The sequence below is a fragment of the Geobacillus sp. DSP4a genome (assembly GCF_013096875.1).
Classification (GTDB): Bacteria; Bacillota; Bacilli; order Bacillales; family Anoxybacillaceae; genus Geobacillus; species Geobacillus thermophilus.
Genome location: NZ_SDLD01000008.1, coordinates 63,721 through 84,408 on the forward strand (window position 1 = coordinate 63,721; position 20,688 = coordinate 84,408).

Genomic DNA, 20,688 nt, shown 5'->3' on the forward strand with positions numbered 1-20,688 from the left:
ATGAACCGAACGATGACGTCGTTGTTGGCCGTCGGGTTGGGTGTCGCTGCATACCAGCTCGCCCAGCGCAACGGTTGGACGAACGGCCGCACGATGCGGAGAATGCGCCGCCGCTTGATGCAAGCGATCCGCTGATGGCGCTCGCCCTCGCCTTTGCGCGGGGGCGTCGCCTTGTGGCTGTCAAATAGTGCTAAAAGCGGTGAAGGCATATTTCCCGCCGCATCTCCTACACTAAACGGTAGGAGGTGTGGCGATGGGCGAGCAGCAATGGCTGTCATTTTTGCGCATTGGAAAGTGGCTGTTAGTTACCGCAATCGTGTATTTAATCGTCCGGATGAAAGACGTATGGTGGCCGGTCGTCGATTTTGTCGCCACCGCCTTAGCCCCGTTTTTGCTGGCGGCGTTTATTACCTATTTGTTGCATCCGCTTGTTGAGTATCTTCACGGCAAAGGGATGCCGCGCGCGCTGGCCATTTTGTTGATTTATTTGTTGTTTTTCGGTTTGGTCGGTTACGGCTTGTACCGCGGCGTGCCGCTATTCATCGCCCAGTTGCGTGAACTGGATGAACAGCTGCCGTCTTTGATGAATACATACCGCCAATGGGTGCGCCACATCCACGACGAGACGTCGAATTGGCCGCTTGAGGTGCACACACGCATCGAGGCGATGTTTGGCGAGATCGAGCAGGCAGCGGCGGCCGCCGTCGCGATGGCGATCAACGCCGCCAAATCGTTCATCGGTTCGGCGGCGACGCTGTTGATCATTCCGTTTATCGTCTTCTATATGTTAAAAGACATCGATGTGTTGAAAAAAGCGATTTGGTACATGACACCGAAGCGGTGGCGCGAACCGGGGATGGCGTTTGTAAAAGATGTTGACGAATCGCTTGGCGGCTATATTCGCGGCCAGCTGTTCGTCTGTGCAACGATCGGCCTTGCGGCGTCGCTCGGCCTTTGGCTCGCCGGCATGGACTATCCGCTTTTGCTTGGATTTATCATCGGGCTGACGAACATCATTCCGTACTTCGGCCCGTTGCTCGGCGCGATTCCGGCTGTGATTTTGGCGGCGACCATCTCGCTCAAAATGGTGATCATCGTGCTGATCATCATTTTTGCCTTGCAGTTTCTTGAAGGGAACGTTTTATCACCGTTCATTGTCGGCAAAAGCGTGCATATGCATCCGCTTGTCATTATGTTCGCGCTGTTTGCCGGCGGCGAGCTGGCCGGCGTGCTCGGCCTCATCCTCGCCGTCCCGACTGCAGCGGTGCTGAAAGTGGCCGTATCGCACTGGAAAGAACATTACGCCCCGCATTGACAAACGCTTGCTGCTTGTCTATAATCTTTCAATGAACAAAGCGAATACATAACGCGATGACGGATCGAGTATGTTGCAGTCCATCTTAACGCGCAACCGGCGCACAGAGAGGAATTTCCGCGGCTGAAAGAAATTCCAGATGAAGGGCAACAGAAGGCTAATCCGGAGCGCAGGCAAAACCTGACGCAAGGCTGCGTTACGGCCGAAGAGGTGATGGGCATTTTCTGCCCATAAACAGGGTGGTACCGCGAGCGCAACTCTCGTCCCTGCCAAGGGATGGGAGTTTTTTTATAGAAAAAACAAAGGGGAGGATCATCATGAAGAAACTGACATCTGCCGAAGTGCGGCGCATGTTTTTAGAGTTTTTCCAGGAAAAAGGCCATACGGTGGAGCCGAGCGCATCGCTCATTCCGGTTGACGACCCGTCGCTGCTGTGGATCAACAGCGGCGTCGCGACGTTGAAAAAGTATTTTGACGGCCGCATCATTCCCGAAAATCCGCGCATTTGCAATGCGCAAAAATCGATTCGCACGAACGATATCGAAAATGTCGGGAAAACGGCGCGCCACCATACGTTTTTTGAAATGCTCGGCAACTTTTCGATCGGCGATTATTTCAAGCGTGAAGCGATCCATTGGGCATGGGAGTTTTTAACGAGCGACAAATGGATCGGTTTTGATCCGGAACGGCTGTCCGTCACGGTCCATCCGGAAGACGAGGAAGCGTACAACATTTGGCGCAACGAAATCGGCCTGCCGGAAGAACGGATCATCCGCCTCGAAGGCAACTTCTGGGATATCGGGGAAGGCCCGAGCGGCCCGAATACGGAAATTTTTTATGACCGCGGTGAAGCGTTCGGCAACGACCCGAACGACCCGGAGCTGTACCCGGGCGGGGAAAACGACCGCTATTTGGAAGTATGGAACCTCGTCTTTTCGCAGTTCAACCATAACCCGGACGGCACGTACACGCCGCTGCCGAAGAAAAACATCGACACCGGCATGGGCTTGGAGCGGATGTGCTCGATTTTGCAAGATGTGCCGACAAACTTTGAAACCGACTTGTTTATGCCGATCATCCGCGCCACCGAGCAAATTTCCGGCGAACGGTATGGCGAAGACCGGGAGAAAGACGTCGCGTTTAAAGTGATCGCCGACCATATTCGCGCGGTGACGTTTGCGATCGGCGATGGGGCGCTGCCGTCAAACGAGGGCCGCGGCTATGTATTGCGCCGCCTGCTCCGCCGCGCCGTGCGCTACGCGAAACACATCGGCATTGAGCGTCCGTTTATGTACGAGCTCGTCCCGGTTGTCGGCGAAATTATGCATGACTATTATCCGGAAGTGAAAGAAAAAGCCGATTTTATCGCCCGCGTCATCCGCAGTGAGGAGGAGCGGTTCCATGAGACGCTTCACGAAGGGCTCGCCATTTTAAGCAACGTGATCGAGAAGGCCAAATCCGAAGGAAGCGACGTCATCCCCGGCGAGGACGTGTTCCGCCTGTACGATACGTACGGCTTCCCGATCGAGCTGACGGAGGAATACGCGGCAGAAGCGGGAATGAAAGTCGACCATGACGGGTTTGAACGAGAAATGGAACGGCAGCGCGAACGGGCACGCGCCGCCCGCCAAGACGTGGATTCGATGCAGGTGCAAGGCGGCGTCCTTGGCGACATTAAAGACGAAAGCCGCTTCGTCGGCTACGATGAGCTCGTCGCTTCTTCCACCGTTCTCGCCATCGTCAAAGACGGACAGCTTGTCGAGGAAGTCCGCGCCGGCGAAGAGGCGCAAATCATCGTCGATGTGACGCCGTTTTACGCTGAAAGCGGCGGCCAAATCGCCGACCAAGGAACGTTTGCCGGCGAGACGGGAACGGCGGTCGTCAAAGATGTGCAAAAAGCGCCAAACGGACAGCATCTTCATTCGATCGTCGTCGAGAGCGGTACGGTGAAAAAAGGTGCGGTGTATACGGCGCGCGTTGATGAAGCGAAACGGGCCCGCATTATCAAAAACCATACGGCAACCCATTTGCTCCATCAGGCGCTGAAAGACGTGCTCGGCCGCCATGTCAACCAGGCGGGCTCGCTCGTCGCTCCAGACCGGCTCCGTTTTGACTTTACCCACTTCGGGCAAGTGAAGCCGGAGGAGCTTGAGCGCATTGAAGCGATCGTCAACGAGCAAATTTGGAAAAGCCTTCCGGTCGACATTTTCTACAAACCGCTTGAAGAAGCGAAAGCGATGGGCGCGATGGCGCTGTTTGGCGAAAAGTACGGCGACATCGTCCGCGTCGTGAAGGTGGGCGACTACAGCTTGGAGCTGTGCGGCGGCTGCCATGTGCCAAACACGTCAGCCATCGGCCTGTTTAAAATCGTCTCCGAATCGGGCATCGGCGCCGGCACGCGCCGCATTGAGGCGGTGACCGGGGAAGCGGCGTACCGCTTTATGAGCGAACAGCTGGCTATTTTGCAAGAGGCGGCGCAAAAGCTGAAAACAAGCCCGAAAGAATTGAATGCGCGTCTTGACGGACTGTTTGCCGAGCTGAAAGAGCTCGAGCGCGAAAACGAATCGCTGTCAGCCCGCCTCGCGCATATGGAGGCAGAGCACCTCACCCGCCAGGTGAAAGACGTAAACGGCGTGCCGGTGTTGGCCGCGAAAGTGCAGGCGAACGACATGAACCAGCTGCGGGCGATGGCCGATGACTTGAAGCAAAAACTAGGCACTGCAGTCATTGTCTTGGCGGCGGTGCAAGGCGGAAAAGTGCAGCTGATTGCTGCGGTGACCGACGACTTGGTGAAACAAGGATTCCACGCCGGCAAACTGGTGAAAGAAGTGGCGTCACGCTGCGGCGGAGGAGGCGGCGGACGGCCGGATTTGGCGCAGGCAGGCGGCAAAGATGCGCAGAAAGTCGCCGAGGCGCTCAACTATGTCGAAACGTGGGTGAAATCCATTTCCTAAATGGGCGCGGATCGTGTACAATGGATGTAAGAGAAGGGGATGGCCCGAACAAAGAGCGAGGTGGAAACGGTGAGCTCGTTTGATCAAACGATGCAGTTTCATTTTTCCGAAGAGCCGGCGGAAACGAATGTCCGCGAAGTGTTGTTGACGGTGTATGACGCCTTGCAAGAAAAAGGCTACAACCCGATCAACCAAATTGTCGGCTACCTGCTGTCCGGCGACCCGGCTTACATCCCGCGCCATAAAGATGCGCGCGCGCTCATCCGCAAAATCGAACGTGACGAATTAATCGAGGAATTGGTGAAATTCTATTTACAGGGGCAACGAAAGGATTGACCGATGCGGATATTGGGGCTTGATCTCGGAACGAAAACGCTCGGCGTCGCGGTGAGCGATGAGCTTGGCTGGACGGCGCAAGGACTCGAGACGATCGCCATCGATGAGGAGCGCGGCGATTATGGTTTAGAGCGGCTGCGCGCCCTTATCGATGAGTACGGCGTCGATGCGATCGTCGTCGGATGGCCGAAAAACATGAACGGCACGCTCGGACCGCGCGCTGAGGCAAGTGAGCGGTTCGCCGCCAAACTGCGCGAGGAGTTTTCTTTGCCGGTTGTGCTCTGGGATGAACGGCTGTCGACGATGGCCGCCGAGCGGATGCTGATTGCCGCCGATGTCAGCCGGAAAAAGCGGCGGAAAGTCATTGACAAAATGGCGGCGGCCGTCATTTTGCAGTCATATTTGGACAGTAAACGATAAATTGGAGGAGAAAACATGGAACACGGAGACCGTCACATTACCGTTGTCGACGAACATGGCAACGAGCAGCTGTGCGAAATTTTGTTTACGTTTGAATCGGACGATTTTGGCAAATCGTACGTGTTTTACTATCCGGTCGGCGCCGAAGCCGAAGACGAGGACGGCGAGACAGAGGTGCACGTCTCAGCCTTTGTCCCAGGCAATGAAAACGAAGAGGGCGAGCTGCTCCCGATCGAAACGGAAGAAGAATGGGATATGATTGAAGAAGTGTGGAATACGTTTTGCGCCGAGCAAGAAGGAGAAGACGAGGCGTAACGGACAAAACGGCTGCCTGCGGGCGGCCGTTTTTTAGCGTCCAAAGGCGAAAAATGCCGAAAGTTGTAGTATAATATGGCCGATGAAAGGAGGCTGGAAATGAACCAGAATGGTTTCAAGGCGCCCAAGGCGCGGCTTGGACGGAAAACCGTCTTGATCGTCTGCGCCGTCCTGCTGGCTGCAATCGTCATCGCCGGCGCCGGCAGTTTTTTCTACATCCGTTCGGCGTTCCAGCCGGTTGCTCCGAACGATCGCACTCCTGTCCATGTGTCGATTCCGGTCGGCTCATCGGCGGCGGATATTGCCGAACAGCTTGAACGAAAGCGGCTCATTAAAAGTGCGGCCGTCTTTCGCTTCTATGTTCGCTGGAAAAACGAGTCAGGCTTTCAAGCGGGGGAGTATGAGCTGACGCGGGCGATGCCGATGGCGCGCATCATCGAGCTATTGCAAACCGGCCGGTCGCTAAAAATCGGATTGAAGCTCACCATTCCAGAAGGGTCGCAGCTTGTGCAAATCGCTGCCATCATCGCCGCCAAAACCGGGTACAAGCAGGAAGACGTGATGAAGCTGTTGAACGATCGCGCGTATATTGAACAGCTTCGCCGCACGTACCCTGAGTTGTTGACAGCGGACATTTTTCAGCGCGGCATTCGTTATCCGCTTGAAGGCTACCTGTTTCCGGCCACTTACGTGTTTGCCGACCAAAAGCCGCCGCTTCCGGAGATCATTGAGGCGATGGTCGCGAAAACGGCGGAGGTGCTCGGTCAATACAAAGAGACGATGAAAGAAAAACAATTGTCGCCGCATCGATTGTTGACCATGTCGTCGTTAATCGAAGAAGAGGCGACCGAGAAAGCCGACCGCGAAAAAATCGCCAGCGTCTTTTACAACCGGCTGCGCATCGGCATGCCGCTGCAAACCGATCCGACCGTCCTGTACGCGCTCGGCAAACATAAAGATCGGGTGCTGTATAAAGACTTGCAAGTTGATTCGCCGTATAATACCTACATTCATCAAGGGCTGCCGCCCGGTCCGATCGCCAACGCCGGCGAGATGTCGATTGAAGCGGCGCTTCAGCCGGCTGCGACCGACTATTTATACTTTCTGGCCACTCCGGCGGGCGACGTCATTTTCACGAAAACGCTCGCCGAGCATAACCGCGAAAAAGCGAAATACATTAGGAAACAATAGCGCAAACTGGAAGTTGCTTGCTCAATGGGCAAAACGGCTTCGCTTTTTTGCCCGTTTATGATACTATAATAAAGTTGAACAGCGCCCCCGCCTGAATCGGGCGGCGGCCAACGATAAGAGTCGGTTGGCGGCTCTTATTTTTCATGCTGATGACATGATCGACGGAGGAGGAGTCCTCTTGCTTTCAGAACATATCGTCCGTTATTTGCGGCAGTTGCGCCCGGCGCCGGATGCAGAAATCGCGGAAATGGAGCGGTACGCCCGCGAACAGCGCGTGCCGATCATCGATCCGGTGAGCATGGAGGTGCTGCTGTTTGTGTTGAACTTGGCTGCGCCGCGCCGCATTTTGGAAATCGGCACCGCGATCGGCTATTCGGCGATCCGGATGGCGAAGGCGCTGCCGGATGTGCGCATTGTGACGATTGAAAAAGACCGGGAGCGGTACGAGCGCGCCCGTTTTTATATCGAGAAAATGAACATAGCCGGACGGATTGAGGTGATTTTGGGCGATGCGCTTGACGCTGTGGCGGATGCGGCAGCGGCGGCGCCGTTTGATGTGCTGTTTATCGACGCGGCCAAAGGGCAATATGAGCGCTTTTTTACGCTGTATGAGCCGCTTCTGGCCGAGGGCGGCCTTGTCATTAGCGACAACGTGCTGTTTAAAGGGCTTGTCGCGGCTGAAGAGCCTGCGGGCAATAAGCGGCTGTGGAACATCGCGCAAAAAATCCGGCGCTACAATGAATGGCTGATGGCCCGGAGCGATTACGACACGGTCATCATTCCCGTTGGCGACGGGCTGGCTATATCGAAAAAACGAGGTGAACGAGAATGAAAAAACCGGAATTGCTCGTCACGCCGACGAGCGTTTCCCATATTGAGGAATTGGCTGAAGCGGGAGCGGACGCTGTAATGATCGGCGAACAGCGCTATGGCTTGCGGCTTGCCGGCGAATTTTCCCGCGCCGACGTTGCTGCGGCCATCGAAGCGGCTCACCGGCACGGCATGAACGTGTATGTGGCGATGAACGCCATTTTTCATAATGACAAAGTCGATGAACTGGGCGATTATATCGCTTTTGTCGCCGCCGCCGGCGCTGACGCCATCGTGTTTGGCGATCCGGCCGTGCTGTTGACGGTTCGCGAGGCCGCCCCTCATATGAAGCTCCACTGGAGCACGGAAACGACGGCGACGAACTGGTATACGTGCAACTATTGGGGGCGAAAAGGAGCGAAGCGCGCTGTCTTGGCCCGCGAGTTGAACATGGACGCCATTTTGGAAATCAAAGCCCATGCCGAAGTGGAAATCGAAGTGCAAGTGCATGGGGCGACGTGCATGTACCAATCGAAGCGTTCGCTCATCGGCAACTACTTCGAGTATCAAGGAAAAGTGATGGAAATTGAACGAAAAAAATATGAAAAAGGGATGTTTTTATACGACAAGGAGCGCGACAACAAATATCCGATTTTTGAAGATGAAAACGGCACGCATATTATGAGCCCAAACGATGTTTGCATCATCGACGAGCTTGGCGACATGATCGAAGCCGGCATTGACAGTTTCAAAATCGATGGCATTTTGCATGAGCCTCGCTACATTACGGAAGTGACAAAGCTGTACCGCCGCGCCATTGATATGTGCGCCAAAGACCGCGAGCAGTATGAGCGGGAAAAAGAGGAGCTGCTTGCCGCCGTTGAGGCGCTCCAACCGCCGCACCGCCGATTGGACACCGGATTTTTCTTCAAAGAGACGATTTATTGACAAAGGAGGGAGAACGAATGCTGCTGAAAAACGACCGCATTTCCGAAATCGTTGACGGCAAGCGCGTCATTGTGAAAAAACCGGAATTGCTTGCGCCGGCCGGCAACCTGGAAAAGCTGAAAATTGCCGTCCATTACGGGGCGGATGCCGTCTTTATCGGCGGCCAAGAGTACAGCCTGCGCGCCAACGCCGACAACTTCACGATTGACGAAATTCGCGAAGGAGTTGAATTTGCCAACCGATACGGAGCAAAAGTATACGTCACGGCCAACATTTATGCGCATAATGAAAACATTCCCGGCCTTGACGACTATTTGCGGGCGCTCGAAGATGCCGGCGTCCATGGCATTATCGTCGCCGACCCGCTCATTATTGAGACGGCGCGCCGGGTGGCGCCGAAGCTTGAAGTGCATTTAAGCACCCAGCAATCGCTTTCGAACTGGAAAGCGGTCCAGTTTTGGAAAGAGGAAGGGCTCGAGCGGGTCGTGCTCGCCCGCGAGGTGAGCGCCGAGGAAATTCGGCAAATCAAAGAAAAAGTCGATATCGAAATCGAGGCGTTCATCCACGGAGCGATGTGTTCCGCCTACTCGGGCCGCTGCGTGTTGAGCAACCATATGACGGCGCGCGACTCGAACCGCGGCGGGTGCTGCCAGTCGTGCCGCTGGGACTATGACTTGTACCAGCTGGCTGACGGACGGGAAATCCCGCTGTTTGCTGAGGGCGATGCTCCGTTTGCCATGAGCGCGAAAGATTTAAACCTCATCCGCGCCATTCCGGCGATGATTGAGCTTGGCGTTGACAGCTTGAAAATTGAAGGGCGGATGAAGTCGATCCATTATGTGGCGACGGTTGTGAGCGTCTACCGGAAAGTGATTGACGCCTACTGTGCCGACCCGGATCATTTCACGATCCGCGAAGAGTGGGTGCGGGAGCTTGACAAGTGCGCCAACCGCGAAACAGCGCCGTCGTTTTTTGACGGGTTTCCGGATTATACGAACCATATGTACGGCACGCACAGCCGGAAGACGACACATGAGTTTGCCGGCCTTGTGCTTGGCTACGATCCGGAGACCGGCATCGCCACCATCCAGCAGCGCAACCATTTTAAACCGGGTGATGAGGTCGAATTTTTCGGCCCGGAAATCGAAAACTTTACCCAAGTGATCGACACTATTTGGGATGAAGACGGCAACGAGCTCGATGCGGCCCGCCACCCGCTGCAAATCGTCAAAGTGAGAGTCAAACGCCCTCTCTTCCCGTACAACATGATGAGAAAGGAGAATTGAGATGGCGGACAAGCCCGTTGTCATCGGCGTCGCCGGCGGCTCCGGCTCGGGAAAGACGAGCGTCGCCCGCGCAATTTATGACCATTTCGGCGATCACTCGATTCTTGTGCTCGAGCAAGATTTTTATTACAAGGACCAAAGCCATCTCCCGTTTGAAGAGCGGCTGAAGACGAACTACGACCATCCGTTGGCGTTTGACAACGACTTGTTGATCGAGCACGTTCATCGGCTGCTTCGCTACGAGCCGATCGACAAGCCGGTGTATGACTATAAGCTGCATACCCGTTCGAACGAAGTCGTCCGCGTCGAGCCGAAGGATGTCATTATTTTGGAAGGCATTCTCGTTTTGGAGGATGAGCGGCTCCGCAATTTGATGGACATCAAAGTGTACGTCGACACCGACCCGGACATTCGCATCATCCGCCGCCTCATCCGCGATATGAAAGAGCGCGGCCGCACGTTTGATTCGGTCATTGAGCAGTATTTGTCCGTCGTGCGGCCGATGCACAACCAGTTTGTCGAACCGACGAAACGCTACGCGGACGTGATCATTCCAGAAGGCGGGCAAAACGCAGTCGCCATCGATTTAATGGTGGCAAAAATTCGCACAGTTCTTGAACAAAAAGCGTTTTTATAATAACATAACAGAGACAAAACAATATATTATATACCAAGTAAGCGTACGAACAGTTGTTTTTCTGTTCGTACGTTTTACATAATGCAGAACATAGAGGAGTGAGACAAATGGCGAATGAAAAGCAGTATCCAATGACGAAAGAGGGAAAAGAGAAACTGGAACAAGAGCTTGAGTACTTAAAAACGGTCAAGCGGAAAGAAGTCGTTGAACGAATCAAAATCGCCCGCGGGTTCGGGGATCTGTCGGAAAACTCGGAATATGACGCCGCGAAAGACGAGCAAGCGTTTGTGGAATCGCGCATTCAAATGCTTGAAAACATGATCCGCAACGCCGTCATCATTGAAGAAGACAAAGAAAACCCGGATGTCGTCTCGCTTGGCAAGTCGGTGACGTTCATCGAGCTTCCGGACGGCGAAGAAGAGACGTACACGATCGTCGGCAGCGCCGAGGCCGACCCGTTCGAAGGGAAAATTTCCAACGACTCGCCGATTGCCAAATCGCTTCTCGGCCGCCGCGTCGGCGATGAGGTGACGGTGCAAACGCCGGGCGGGGAAATGCTGGTCAAAATCGTGGCGGTCAAATAAACAGGCGGACCGCCGCGTCCGGGCCGCTCCGAATGAAGGCTGCAGCAAATCGCCGCGGACGGCACGTTTGAAAGGAAAACACCTCGTCGAAACTGATGATGAGGTGTTTTCATTATGTGGAAAAAACGGACAATCGTCACCATCGCGCTCATCCAGGCTGCCTTGCTGCTGCTGATCGGCCGGTTAGCGCAAATCCAGCTCATTGATCCGGAATCGTTTGCCGGCCGCAATTTAATCGCGGAAAGCGTCGCCCAGCGTACGCAGGAGCTGACGATTGACGACGGGCGCGGCTCGTTCGTCGACCGGAATGGCCGCCCGCTGACAAAGCGGTACGTGCCGTCGCTTGTGCTGTTTCCGTTTTTGGCGACGATGAAATGGCCGATTGAGCAAGTCGCCCGCATCGCCGGCGTTACGGTGGAAGACATCCGCCGCCAGCTTGAGGAGGCAAACGGCCCGTTCATCCTGCAGCAAGACGGCGAGCCGCTCGCCTTAAGCGCCAGCCAAATGAAGCAAATTAACGACTTGCGCATCCCCGGGGTTTTTGCCGTCAAGAAACAATATCCGCTTGAGACGGTGTATGCGCCGCATTTGCTTGGCTTTACCCGGAAGGATGAGAAGCTTCTGCGCACGCGCTATCCGAAGCGTTCGCTCCCGCCGCAGGCTGAAGTTGGCATTCAAGGGCTTGAGAAGGCGTTCGACGAGTTTTTGCTCACAGATGGCGAAACGAAGCTGTTGTACCACGTTGACGCTGAAGGAAGGCCGCTGTTTGGGCTTGATGTGAAATACAGCGACCCGGGCAATCCGTTTTACCCGGCGACTGTCCAAACGACGCTCGATCGTGATATCCAGCAAGAAATGGAGCAAATCGTGGACCGGTACGGGTTGAAAAAAGGCGGGCTCGTCCTGCTCGATGTGGACGACAGCAGCGTGCTCGCCATGGTCAGCCGCCCCAATATGAATCCGCGCGACCCGTATAAAAACAGCGGGGCGGAAAATCAAATGGTGCTGCCGCAAATTCCCGGCTCCGTCTTTAAAACGGTTGTCGCCGCCGCGGCGCTTGAGGAAGGGCTGGCTTCGCCTGCTGCGATGTTTGATTGCAGCAAAAAAATTGACGGCACGACGCTGGATGAGGAGCACGACTACGGCATGCTCAACTTGGCCGACAGCTTTGCCGTCAGCTGCAACAACGCGTTTGCCGCGCTCGGCAAACAGCTCGTTCGCCATGACCCGGATGCATTGGAAACGTATGCGGAAAAGCTCGGGTTGTATCCGACAGCCGGCTGGGAAGGAGCCGTGTACCATGAGGAACATTTCCGTCAATTTCCAGAAGAGCAGAAAGGAACGATTTGGCACGACAAGCGCGATAAGCGGGTGCCGCTTGCCGTGGCGCAAACGGCCATTGGGCAAAAAGATGTGCGCGTCTCCCCGCTTGGCGTCGCCAACATGATGGCGACGATCGCCCGCGGCGGCGAGGCCTTGAAGGTGCGGGTCGTGGACAAAGTGCTGTATAAAAACGGGACGACGTTGTTTTCGTTTTCACCCGAGCCGGCGACGGACAAGGAGCCGCTTGCGCCGCAAACGGCAAGGCAGCTCCAGCAGCTGCTGCGCGGCGTCGTCATCAATGAAGACGGCACCGGCCGCCGCTTTCGCTCGCTTCCGTACGAAGTGGCCGGCAAATCCGGGACGGCGGAGACAGGAAAAACGAAGGGCGGCAGCGAATTAATCAATAAATGGTTTGCCGGCTATTTCCCAGCTGACCGCCCGAAATACGCCCTCGCCGTCGTCGAGCTCGACTGCCCGAGCGGACAGGCGGCCACGAATGATGTGTTTGCCGCGGCGGTTGAGGCGCTTTATGCGTATGACCGAAACAAAAACGATCAGGAGTGACGAATCGATATAATGAATTCGTTGCGGCCACATAAAGGAGGGGGAGGCCGATGCAACAAACCGGAACACGTTTTGCCACCCGCGCCAAGCGGCGGAAAATCAACCGCTGGCTCAATGGAGCAATCGCCGTTGTGGTGTTGCTCATTCTCATTGTCGGTTGGAACATATTGTTCGGCGGCGAGCCGAGCCATAAAGCGGCGGATGCTGAGGCGAAGCCGGCTGCGGGGGCGGATGGGGCGAAGCGGGTCGAAATCGAAACGGGAGAACCGACCGCGCCGTCTGAAACGGAGGAAGCTGCTTCCGGGGACGAGTCCGAACCGGCTGAAGAGGAAGCCGAACAAGACGTGACGGCAACGCCGGGGCCGCCGGGGTCGAATATTGAAAAAGAGATCGTCAACCCGGCATGGCAGCCGGTCGGCACGACGCAATCAGAGCCGCATGAAACGGTGTTTAAAAAAGATTCGGTGGACTGGAAGGAAATGCTCGATGCGGTCAGCTATGCGACCGGCATCGCGCCGGACGATATGATCGTTTGGTTCATCGGCAACAATGGGCCGAACAAAGCGGTGGCGACGATTTCAACGAGAGACCAGACCGCCCATTACCGAGTGTATATTGAATGGGTGACGAATGAAGGATGGAAGCCGACGAAAGTGCAAAAGCTGCGGGAAAAACCGTAGCGATTTTTGAAGGGGAACAGGTGCCCGCTTAGAAGGGGCGCCTGTCATTTTTTTGCCTTAAAGTGGACGACGGCACTGTAAAACCGCTTCCCGTTTTCCATGACATGCATTTGGTGCGACACATGATGGACGGAAAGCAGCAGCGCTTTGTTATGCTCGATTTGCTCGTTGATTTTTTTTTCAAGCGTTCGCAAGTCGTCAGCTTCAAAAAACTCCACTTTGTCTTCAATCAAATCAAGGGAAATGTTCACCATGTCTTTGCCTCCTTTCATCGACAGTGTAGCAAATTTTCCCGCTTCCATCCACCCGCGCAATAGAAGCGGCGATGGGGAACAATACAAATGACAGCGAGCACGATCATTGAACGGCGGAAGAAGTTATGGTACGGTGGGAGCAGGTTATCATCTAAAGAATACTATGTTTATAGGAATTATAAACTTTATGGAGTGAGGCCATATGGGCAGGGAATTTCTTGATTTGTTCGAGCAATGGGCGGAGTCATACGATCGATCAGTCGAAGGGGGAGATGAGCAATACCGCGATGTGTTTGCCGGTTATGATCGCATTTTAAACACTGTCGCTGATAAAGCCGGCCGTGTTGTGCTTGAATTTGGCGTCGGCACCGGCAATTTGACGAAAAAGCTGCTGGAGCGCGGCAAAACGGTATACGGTATCGAGCCGTCGGCGCCGATGAGAAAAAAAGCGGCGGAAAAGCTCGGCGGCCGGGCGGTCATTATGGACGGCGATTTTTTGCAATTTCCGGTTCCTCCTGAGCCAGTCGACACCATTGCCAGCACGTACGCGTTTCACCATTTGACGGATGAGGAAAAAGACGAGGCGCTCGGCAAATATAGCCAACTGCTCCAAACTGGTGGTAAAATAGTGTTTGCCGATACGGCGTTTCGCGACAAAAAGGCGTTCCGCCAAGCTGTCGAAGCCGCACGGGAGCGCGGCTTCCACGATTTGGCCGACGATCTCGAGCGCGAATATTACACGACGCTTGACGTATTGGCTTCGCTGTTTGCCAGCCATGGCTTTTCCGTCTCCTTTGCGCAGCAAAACGCGTTCGTCTGGGTGATGGAGGCGGTGAAACAACCGACATAGAAAGAGGGAGAACGATGAAGGCAGCCATCATTGGAGCAATGGAAGAAGAAGTGGCCATTTTGCGCGCACGCATGGAAGGGCGCGAGGAAACGGTGATCGCCGGATGCGAGTTTTCCACCGGCCGCCTTGACGGTGCCGAGGTGGTGCTGCTCAAGTCCGGCATCGGCAAGGTGAATGCGGCGATGGGAACGACGCTTTTGCTTGACCGATTCCGCCCTGATTTCGTCATCAACACCGGCTCGGCCGGCGGATTTTTGCCGTCGTTGCGCGTCGGCGATCTCGTCATTTCCGATGAGGTCGTCCACCATGACGTTGATGTGACGGCGTTTGGCTACGCCTACGGGCAAGTGCCCGGCTTGCCGGCGCGCTACCGGGCCGATGGGGTGCTTGTTGAGGCGGCGAAGCAGGCAGCAGCGCGGCTTGACGGTTTGCAGGCGGCGGTCGGTTTGATCGCGACTGGCGATTCGTTTATGAACGATCCGGAACGCGTCAAATTTGTGCGCAGCCAGTTTCCGGAGCTGTGCGCCGTCGAAATGGAGGCAGCCGCCATCGCCCAAGTGTGCGTGCAGTTTGGGACGCCGTTTGTGGTGATTCGGGCGCTGTCCGATATTGCCGGTCAAGAGTCGGATGTGTCGTTTGAACAGTTTTTGGAGACGGCGGCGAAACACTCTGCACAACTGGTGTTGGCTGTGTTGTCCGCCATGCAGAAGCGAAAATAAACGCCAAAACGCCGCCGTCCCGCCGCCAAATGAGCGTGAGGAATGGAGTGACCAACGATGCGGGTAGCAAAAAGCATTCATGAATTAATCGGCCATACGCCGGTCATCGAGATTACACGCTTTCCGTTGCCGGAAGGCGTCCGTTTGTTTGCGAAGCTCGAGTATTTCAACCCAGGCGGAAGCATTAAAGACCGGCTCGGGCAAGAGCTGCTCGAGGAGGCGCTCGCGTCGGGAAAACTAAAAGAAGGGGGCACGATCATCGAGCCGACGGCCGGCAACACCGGCATCGGCTTGGCGCTGGCGGCGATCGGCAAGAACGTCAACGTCATTTTTTGCGTACCGGAAAAATTCAGCGTTGAAAAGCAGCAGCTGATGAAGGCGCTTGGGGCGCAAATTGTCCATACGCCGACCGAAGAGGGGATGGAGGGGGCGATTCGCAAAGCCGAAGAGCTCGCCCGCACGATTCCGGGCGCCTATTGCCCCCAGCAGTTCGAAAACCCGGCCAACCCAAGGACGTATTACAAAACGCTCGGGCCGGAGTTGTGGGACGACTTGGGCGGACAAATCGACGTTTTTGTTGCCGGCGCTGGTTCGGGCGGCACGTTCATGGGGACGGCGACGTTTTTAAAAGAAAAAAATCCGGCCATTAAAACGGTCATCGTTGAGCCGGAAGGATCCATTTTAGGCGGAGGCGAGCCGGGGCCGCACCGAACCGAAGGAATCGGCATGGAGTTTTTGCCGCCGTTTATGGATCCGGAGTATTTTGACGCTATTTACACGATTTCCGACGACGACGCTTTCCGCCGCGTCAGCGAGCTGGCAAGGCGGGAAGGGCTGCTTGTCGGCAGCTCGTCCGGCGCCGCGTTTCATGCCGCTTTGCTCGAGGCGGAACAAGCGAAGCCCGGGACGAACATCGTTGTCATTTTCCCCGACGGGAGCGAGCGATATTTAAGCAAAAACATTTACGAAGGTGGGCGATAAGATGAGACGAAAGACGATGCTCATCCATGGCGGCATCGCAGGCGACCCGTACACTGGGGCGGTGTCGGTCCCAATTTATCAAGTGAGCACGTACAAACAAGAGGAAGTCGGCAAACATAAAGGGTTTGAATACTCGCGCACCGGCAATCCGACGCGTGCGGCGCTCGAAAAGCTCATTGCCGACCTTGAAGGCGGCGAAGCCGGGTTTGCGTTCGCTTCCGGCATGGCCGCCATTACGGCTGTCATGATGCTGTTTCAAAACGGCGACCATATCGTGCTGACCGACGACGTCTATGGCGGCACGTACCGCGTCATGACGAACGTGCTGAACCGGTTCGGGCTTGAGGCGACGTTCGTCGACACGAGCGATGTCGCCAACATTGAAGCGCATATTCGCCCAAACACGAAGGCGATTTACGTTGAAACGCCGACGAATCCGCTTTTGAAAATCACTGACTTGCAAGCCGCCGCCGCCATTGCCCGTGCTCGCGGGCTGCTGTTGATCGTCGATAATACGTTTTCCACTCCGTACTTTCAAACACCGCTTGCGCTTGGCGCCGATATCGTCATCCACAGCGCGACGAAATATTTAGGCGGCCATAGCGACGTCGTCGCCGGGTTGGCGGTTGTCCGCACGCCGGAGCTTGCCGAACGGCTCCATTATGTGCAAAATTCAACCGGAGGCGTGCTCGGCCCGCAAGACTCGTGGCTGCTTATGCGCGGGATCAAAACGCTTGGCGTGCGGATGGAAGAGCATGAACGAAACGCGCGCGCCATTGCCGCCTTTTTGGCCGAGCATACGTCCGTTGCCCGCGTCTATTATCCAGGCCTTCCAAATCATCCGAACCATGAGCTGGCCAAACAACAAATGCGTGGATTCGGCGGCATGATTTCGTTTGATGTCGGCAGCTTGGAGCGCGCGGAGAACGTGCTGTCGCGCGTACGCTACTTTACGCTTGCCGAAAGCTTAGGGGCGGTCGAAAGTTTAATTTCGCTGCCGGGGAAAATGACGCACGCCTCGATTCCGAAAGAGCGGCGCGAACAGCTCGGTATTACAGACGGACTCATCCGCCTGTCCGTCGGGCTTGAGGATGTGAACGATTTGCTCGACGATTTGGCGCAGGCGCTTGGCTGAAATTGCCGCTCCTCCCTTCCGTCCATGTATGATACAGTGAAAGGGGAGAGGAGGGATCGGGCTTGAACGAGCAGCAACGAGACGAGCTGCGGGCGAAGGCGGGCGATTTCAAGATGTACAGCCTTGTCTTGTTCTCGCTCGGTGTGTTTTTCTATTTAGGGACGATCATCCCGGGAGCGCTTGAGGCAGCGAAAAAACCGTTCGCCTTGCTGATGGTTGGAGGCTGTTTCATGGCGGCTTTGTACTGTTCACGTCGCTCCGCCGTTTGCGCCCGCCGCTTGGAGGAAGAGGAAGACCGGTTTGAATGATCAATGGGGCTCGACGAAAAGCGTCATTGCGCTTATGATTGGCGATAATGAAGAAAGGAGGATGAAAGGGGAGACGATGTATGTCCATTGTACTCGTATGGCTGGTGACGTGGATAAAGCAAAGGGGAAACTCCACTTGACTCAGTCGAAAGTGCGATCGGTGCTCCGCGCGCTGTTGTTGACCGTCGAATTTCATGAATTGTTCAAAATGTGGCGGAAGCGTTCCCCGTCTTCTTTGGTAAAATAAAAATAAACGAGAAGGCCAAGGAGGGAACGGGGATGTTCGCCATCGTCACGGCAGTTGTGATTACGGCGTCGATTGCGCTCGTCGTCGCTGCGGAAGTGAGCGCCGAAGCAGGAGTGTAACAAGGCGGGCGCCTGTCTAGGATGGGAGGGGAACAGCAGGCGAGCTGCAACACAAGAAATGAGTGTGTTTGTTCACTGATACGGGTGGCACGTTTGCCCGCAGCCGGCCTCGTTAAGGGGGTCGGCTGAATTTTTTGTCCAGACACGGACAACAACGCCCCTGCATATACATAACGATAGGCGGTTTCCGCCGATGACAGCAGGCGGGGGTGAGAGCATGTCCGGCATTTTTTCAGCATTTGCGTTTTTGTTGAAAGAATTGACGTTTCTCGTCTCGTACATTAAAAACAACGCGTTTCCCCAGCCGTTAAGCGCCAAAGAAGAGGAAAAATATTTGGAGTTAATGGCCAAAGGCGACGAGCAAGCCCGCAACCGGCTCATCGAACATAACTTGCGCCTTGTCGCCCATATTGTCAAAAAGTTCGAAAATACGGGAGAAGAAGTGGAAGATTTAATTTCGATCGGGACGATCGGCTTGATCAAGGCGATTGAAAGCTATTCGCCGGGGAAAGGGACGAAGTTGGCCACATATGCGGCCCGATGCATTGAAAACGAAATCTTGATGCATTTGCGTTCACTGAAAAAAACACGCAAGGACGTTTCTCTTCACGAGCCGATCGGCCAAGATAAGGAAGGAAATGAAATCAGCCTGCTCGATATTTTGAAATCCGAAGGGCAAGACATCGTCGACGAAATTCAGCTTAACATGGAGCTTGAGCAAGTGAAACGATACATCAGCGTGCTAGACGAGCGGGAAAAAGAAGTGATCGTCAAGCGGTTTGGCCTCGGCCGGCAACGGGAGAAAACGCAGCGTGAAATCGCCAAAGAGCTCGGCATCTCAAGAAGCTACGTCTCGCGCATCGAAAAACGGGCATTAATGAAAATGTTTCATGAGTTTTACCGGCAGGAAAAAGAAAAGCGGCGATCATGAAATTCGGGAATGAGGCAGGCGCCTGACCGGCGGCCTGTTTTCTTTTGCCAACGATACAAGTATTTAAATTATTATAAAAAAACAAAATATATTGATAGTTCCTTGCAACAAAGCGGTTTCATTCAAAAGTATTGACAGATTTTATTTTTAATAGCAAAATAATTTTGTCGTTTTTTGTCTAAAATTGTCTAAAGGAGGCGAAACATGATGAGAAAGATCGGGTTAGCATGGCAGATTTTGATCGGTCTTATTCTCGGGATTATCGTCGGAGTCGTTTTCTACGGAAACCCGAACGTGGCAACGTATTTGCAACCGATTGGGGACATTTTTCTCCGTCTCATTAAGATGATCGTGATTCCGATTGTCGTCTCGAGCTTAATTGTCGGCGTCGCCAATGTCGGCGATGTGAAAAAGCTCGGGAAGCTGGGCGGCAAAACAATCCTTTATTTCGAGATTATCACGACGATTGCGATTGTCGTTGGCCTCTTGGCAGCAAACGTGTTCCAACCAGGCGCCGGCGTCAATATGAAATCGCTTGAGAAAACCGATATTCAATCATACATTGATACGACGAATGAAGTGCAGCACCATTCGATGGTCGAGACATTCGTCAACATCGTGCCGAAAAATGTGTTTGAATCCCTCGCGACAGGAAACATGTTGCCGATCATTTTCTTCTCGGTCATGTTCGGATTGGGTGTAGCCGCGATCGGCGAAAAAGGAAAACCGGTGCTTCGCTTTTTCCAAGGAACGGCGGAAGCGATGTTTTACGTGACAAACCAAGTGATGAAGTTTGCGCCGTTCGGCGTCTTTGCCTTGATCGGGGTGACGGTGTCGAAATTTGGCGTCGCTTCACTTCTTCCGCTCAGCAAGCTTGTTGTGCTCGTTTACGCAGTGATGGCCTTTTTTGTGCTCGTTGTGCTCGGCGGCACCGCGAAATTGGTAGGTGTGAATATCTTTCATATTATTAAAATCTTAAAAGATGAGCTCGTGCTTGCCTATAGCACGAGTCAGTCAAGACTTTGTGGAGAACATTTTTTCGGTTCACTACGGGCGTTGTCAATCACTAGTTAGCGAACCATTTTCAGGAATTAATATCGTAAGCGCTTTCGGACTCTCATCCCTCATCTTGAGGCGATGATACGATATTCCATTTTTTTACACCCAACCACCATCCCGGAGCGCCGACAACGCTTGATGGATCGGCGTCCCGGATGACCGCTGCAGACACGGTAGATTCTGACGCACCACATCTGCCCATAACCGTCCGGCCTTCCGTTTGGCCTGTTCGATCCGCTTGGACTTTGTTGAGGCCGAGGCTGCCGTTCGGGTCTCTTCTTCCTCCACCAACTGCCCATTTCTCCGCCCGATCCCGTCGATTCGGGCTGCCATCGCCCTCAGAAACGCCCGAAGCCCTTGGTCTTTCCAGCTGCGGCGGGATTTCACCCGATGCGCAAACCGGCTCATCACGCTCTCGGCGTGGCCCATCGGACGCATGCCGGTCGTCTCCACCCCTTGCTCCGACAGCCACTCCCGATAGTCCCGGATGCATCCCGGCATCGACTCGATCCGGCGAATCAAGGCGGCCAGCTGTTGTTCTTTGCCTTCGTCCTCCAACGTGCCGACCGCGCTGTTCAGCTCCACGAGAAGCCCCTCTTCGTCTTGTTTCGCCAGCTTCTTCCGCACCTCCCGCCAACGCGGATGGCCGGACAGACACTGACGCAGCTCCCGCGCCACATGAAATCGATCCAGCTGAAAGCACGCCCGCTTCCCAAAATACT

General features: G+C 54.8%; 23 protein-coding genes and 1 pseudogene. 22 read left to right on the forward strand and 2 right to left on the reverse strand.

What is annotated here, in order from left to right; all coding sequences use genetic code 11:
* From ETC02_RS04645 to ETC02_RS04710, 14 genes are all read left to right on the forward strand, one after another.
* Positions 1 to 135, forward strand: coding sequence for a YrzQ family protein (locus ETC02_RS04645; RefSeq protein WP_080729662.1), 135 nt, complete (start codon positions 1 to 3; stop codon positions 133 to 135).
* Positions 136 to 253: 118 nt separating this feature from the next.
* Positions 254 to 1,315 carry an AI-2E family transporter gene (locus ETC02_RS04650; RefSeq protein WP_063210344.1) on the forward strand — a complete coding sequence of 354 codons (1,062 nt, stop codon included), beginning with the start codon at positions 254 to 256 and terminating at the stop codon, positions 1,313 to 1,315.
* Positions 1,316 to 1,632: 317 nt separating this feature from the next.
* The gene (gene alaS / locus ETC02_RS04655; protein WP_050367586.1) at positions 1,633 to 4,269 is read left to right on the forward strand and encodes an alanine--tRNA ligase; all 2,637 of its coding nucleotides are present in this window, start codon (positions 1,633 to 1,635) and stop codon (positions 4,267 to 4,269) included.
* Positions 4,270 to 4,338: 69 nt separating this feature from the next.
* Complete coding sequence (locus ETC02_RS04660; RefSeq protein WP_015375467.1) at positions 4,339 to 4,605, forward strand: IreB family regulatory phosphoprotein; 267 nt, start codon at positions 4,339 to 4,341, stop codon at positions 4,603 to 4,605.
* A 3-nt stretch (positions 4,606 to 4,608) separates the two neighbouring features.
* On the forward strand, positions 4,609 to 5,025 hold the full coding sequence (ruvX, locus tag ETC02_RS04665; RefSeq protein WP_033011936.1) for a Holliday junction resolvase RuvX: 417 nt from the start codon (positions 4,609 to 4,611) through the stop codon (positions 5,023 to 5,025).
* A gap of 15 nt (positions 5,026 to 5,040) precedes the next feature.
* Complete coding sequence (locus tag ETC02_RS04670; RefSeq protein WP_044743322.1) at positions 5,041 to 5,340, forward strand: DUF1292 domain-containing protein; 300 nt, start codon at positions 5,041 to 5,043, stop codon at positions 5,338 to 5,340.
* 99 nt (positions 5,341 to 5,439) lie between these two features.
* Positions 5,440 to 6,531, forward strand: a complete 1,092-nt coding sequence (gene mltG, locus ETC02_RS04675; protein ID WP_050367585.1) for an endolytic transglycosylase MltG — start codon at positions 5,440 to 5,442, stop codon at positions 6,529 to 6,531.
* 178 nt (positions 6,532 to 6,709) lie between these two features.
* Complete coding sequence (locus ETC02_RS04680; protein ID WP_033014754.1) at positions 6,710 to 7,363, forward strand: O-methyltransferase; 654 nt, start codon at positions 6,710 to 6,712, stop codon at positions 7,361 to 7,363.
* The gene (locus tag ETC02_RS04685; protein ID WP_033011940.1) at positions 7,360 to 8,289 is read left to right on the forward strand and encodes a peptidase U32 family protein; all 930 of its coding nucleotides are present in this window, start codon (positions 7,360 to 7,362) and stop codon (positions 8,287 to 8,289) included. Before ETC02_RS04680 ends, ETC02_RS04685 begins: the two co-directional genes overlap by 4 nt.
* 17 nt (positions 8,290 to 8,306) lie before the next feature.
* Positions 8,307 to 9,575 carry a peptidase U32 family protein gene (locus ETC02_RS04690; RefSeq protein ID WP_033011943.1) on the forward strand — a complete coding sequence of 423 codons (1,269 nt, stop codon included), beginning with the start codon at positions 8,307 to 8,309 and terminating at the stop codon, positions 9,573 to 9,575.
* A 1-nt stretch (position 9,576) separates the two neighbouring features.
* Positions 9,577 to 10,212, forward strand: coding sequence for a uridine kinase (gene udk, locus ETC02_RS04695; protein ID WP_033014751.1), 636 nt, complete (start codon positions 9,577 to 9,579; stop codon positions 10,210 to 10,212).
* A 107-nt stretch (positions 10,213 to 10,319) separates the two neighbouring features.
* Positions 10,320 to 10,796 carry a transcription elongation factor GreA gene (gene greA / locus ETC02_RS04700; RefSeq protein WP_011232025.1) on the forward strand — a complete coding sequence of 159 codons (477 nt, stop codon included), beginning with the start codon at positions 10,320 to 10,322 and terminating at the stop codon, positions 10,794 to 10,796.
* A gap of 114 nt (positions 10,797 to 10,910) precedes the next feature.
* Entirely contained in the window at positions 10,911 to 12,683 is a 1,773-nt protein-coding gene (locus ETC02_RS04705; RefSeq protein WP_050367584.1) for a peptidoglycan D,D-transpeptidase FtsI family protein, read from the forward strand.
* 50 nt (positions 12,684 to 12,733) lie between these two features.
* Positions 12,734 to 13,363 carry a YrrS family protein gene (locus tag ETC02_RS04710; RefSeq protein ID WP_033011947.1) on the forward strand — a complete coding sequence of 210 codons (630 nt, stop codon included), beginning with the start codon at positions 12,734 to 12,736 and terminating at the stop codon, positions 13,361 to 13,363.
* Between the two features lie 44 nt (positions 13,364 to 13,407).
* On the opposite strand, the gene ETC02_RS04715 is transcribed toward ETC02_RS04710, so the two are convergent.
* A complete protein-coding gene (locus ETC02_RS04715; protein WP_063165193.1) occupies positions 13,408 to 13,617 on the reverse strand; it encodes a YrzA family protein in 210 nt (69 codons plus the stop codon).
* A 202-nt stretch (positions 13,618 to 13,819) separates the two neighbouring features.
* Between ETC02_RS04715 and ETC02_RS04720 the strand changes: the two genes are divergently transcribed.
* From ETC02_RS04720 to ETC02_RS04755, 8 genes and pseudogenes are all read left to right on the forward strand, one after another.
* Positions 13,820 to 14,467, forward strand: a complete 648-nt coding sequence (locus ETC02_RS04720; RefSeq protein WP_033011948.1) for a class I SAM-dependent methyltransferase — start codon at positions 13,820 to 13,822, stop codon at positions 14,465 to 14,467.
* Positions 14,468 to 14,481: 14 nt separating this feature from the next.
* Positions 14,482 to 15,186, forward strand: a complete 705-nt coding sequence (mtnN, locus tag ETC02_RS04725) for a 5'-methylthioadenosine/S-adenosylhomocysteine nucleosidase (RefSeq protein WP_033011949.1) — start codon at positions 14,482 to 14,484, stop codon at positions 15,184 to 15,186.
* A gap of 57 nt (positions 15,187 to 15,243) precedes the next feature.
* Complete coding sequence (locus ETC02_RS04730; RefSeq protein ID WP_044743317.1) at positions 15,244 to 16,167, forward strand: PLP-dependent cysteine synthase family protein; 924 nt, start codon at positions 15,244 to 15,246, stop codon at positions 16,165 to 16,167.
* A 1-nt stretch (position 16,168) separates the two neighbouring features.
* Positions 16,169 to 17,302, forward strand: coding sequence for a bifunctional cystathionine gamma-lyase/homocysteine desulfhydrase (locus ETC02_RS04735; protein WP_033011952.1), 1,134 nt, complete (start codon positions 16,169 to 16,171; stop codon positions 17,300 to 17,302).
* Between the two features lie 62 nt (positions 17,303 to 17,364).
* Positions 17,365 to 17,610, forward strand: coding sequence for a YrhC family protein (locus ETC02_RS04740; protein ID WP_044743315.1), 246 nt, complete (start codon positions 17,365 to 17,367; stop codon positions 17,608 to 17,610).
* Positions 17,611 to 17,820: 210 nt separating this feature from the next.
* Positions 17,821 to 17,976, forward strand: coding sequence for a hypothetical protein (locus tag ETC02_RS04745; RefSeq protein WP_160149213.1), 156 nt, complete (start codon positions 17,821 to 17,823; stop codon positions 17,974 to 17,976).
* Between the two features lie 217 nt (positions 17,977 to 18,193).
* Positions 18,194 to 18,907, forward strand: coding sequence for an RNA polymerase sporulation sigma factor SigK (sigK, locus tag ETC02_RS04750; RefSeq protein WP_044743341.1), 714 nt, complete (start codon positions 18,194 to 18,196; stop codon positions 18,905 to 18,907).
* 207 nt (positions 18,908 to 19,114) lie between these two features.
* Positions 19,115 to 19,924, forward strand: a pseudogene (locus ETC02_RS04755) (cation:dicarboxylate symporter family transporter); the annotation flags it as partial.
* A gap of 141 nt (positions 19,925 to 20,065) precedes the next feature.
* On the opposite strand, the gene ETC02_RS04760 reads toward ETC02_RS04755, so the two are convergent.
* Positions 20,066 to 20,688: UPF0236 family transposase-like protein (locus ETC02_RS04760; protein ID WP_171698092.1), on the reverse strand; the 623-nt coding region annotated here is incomplete at its 5' end.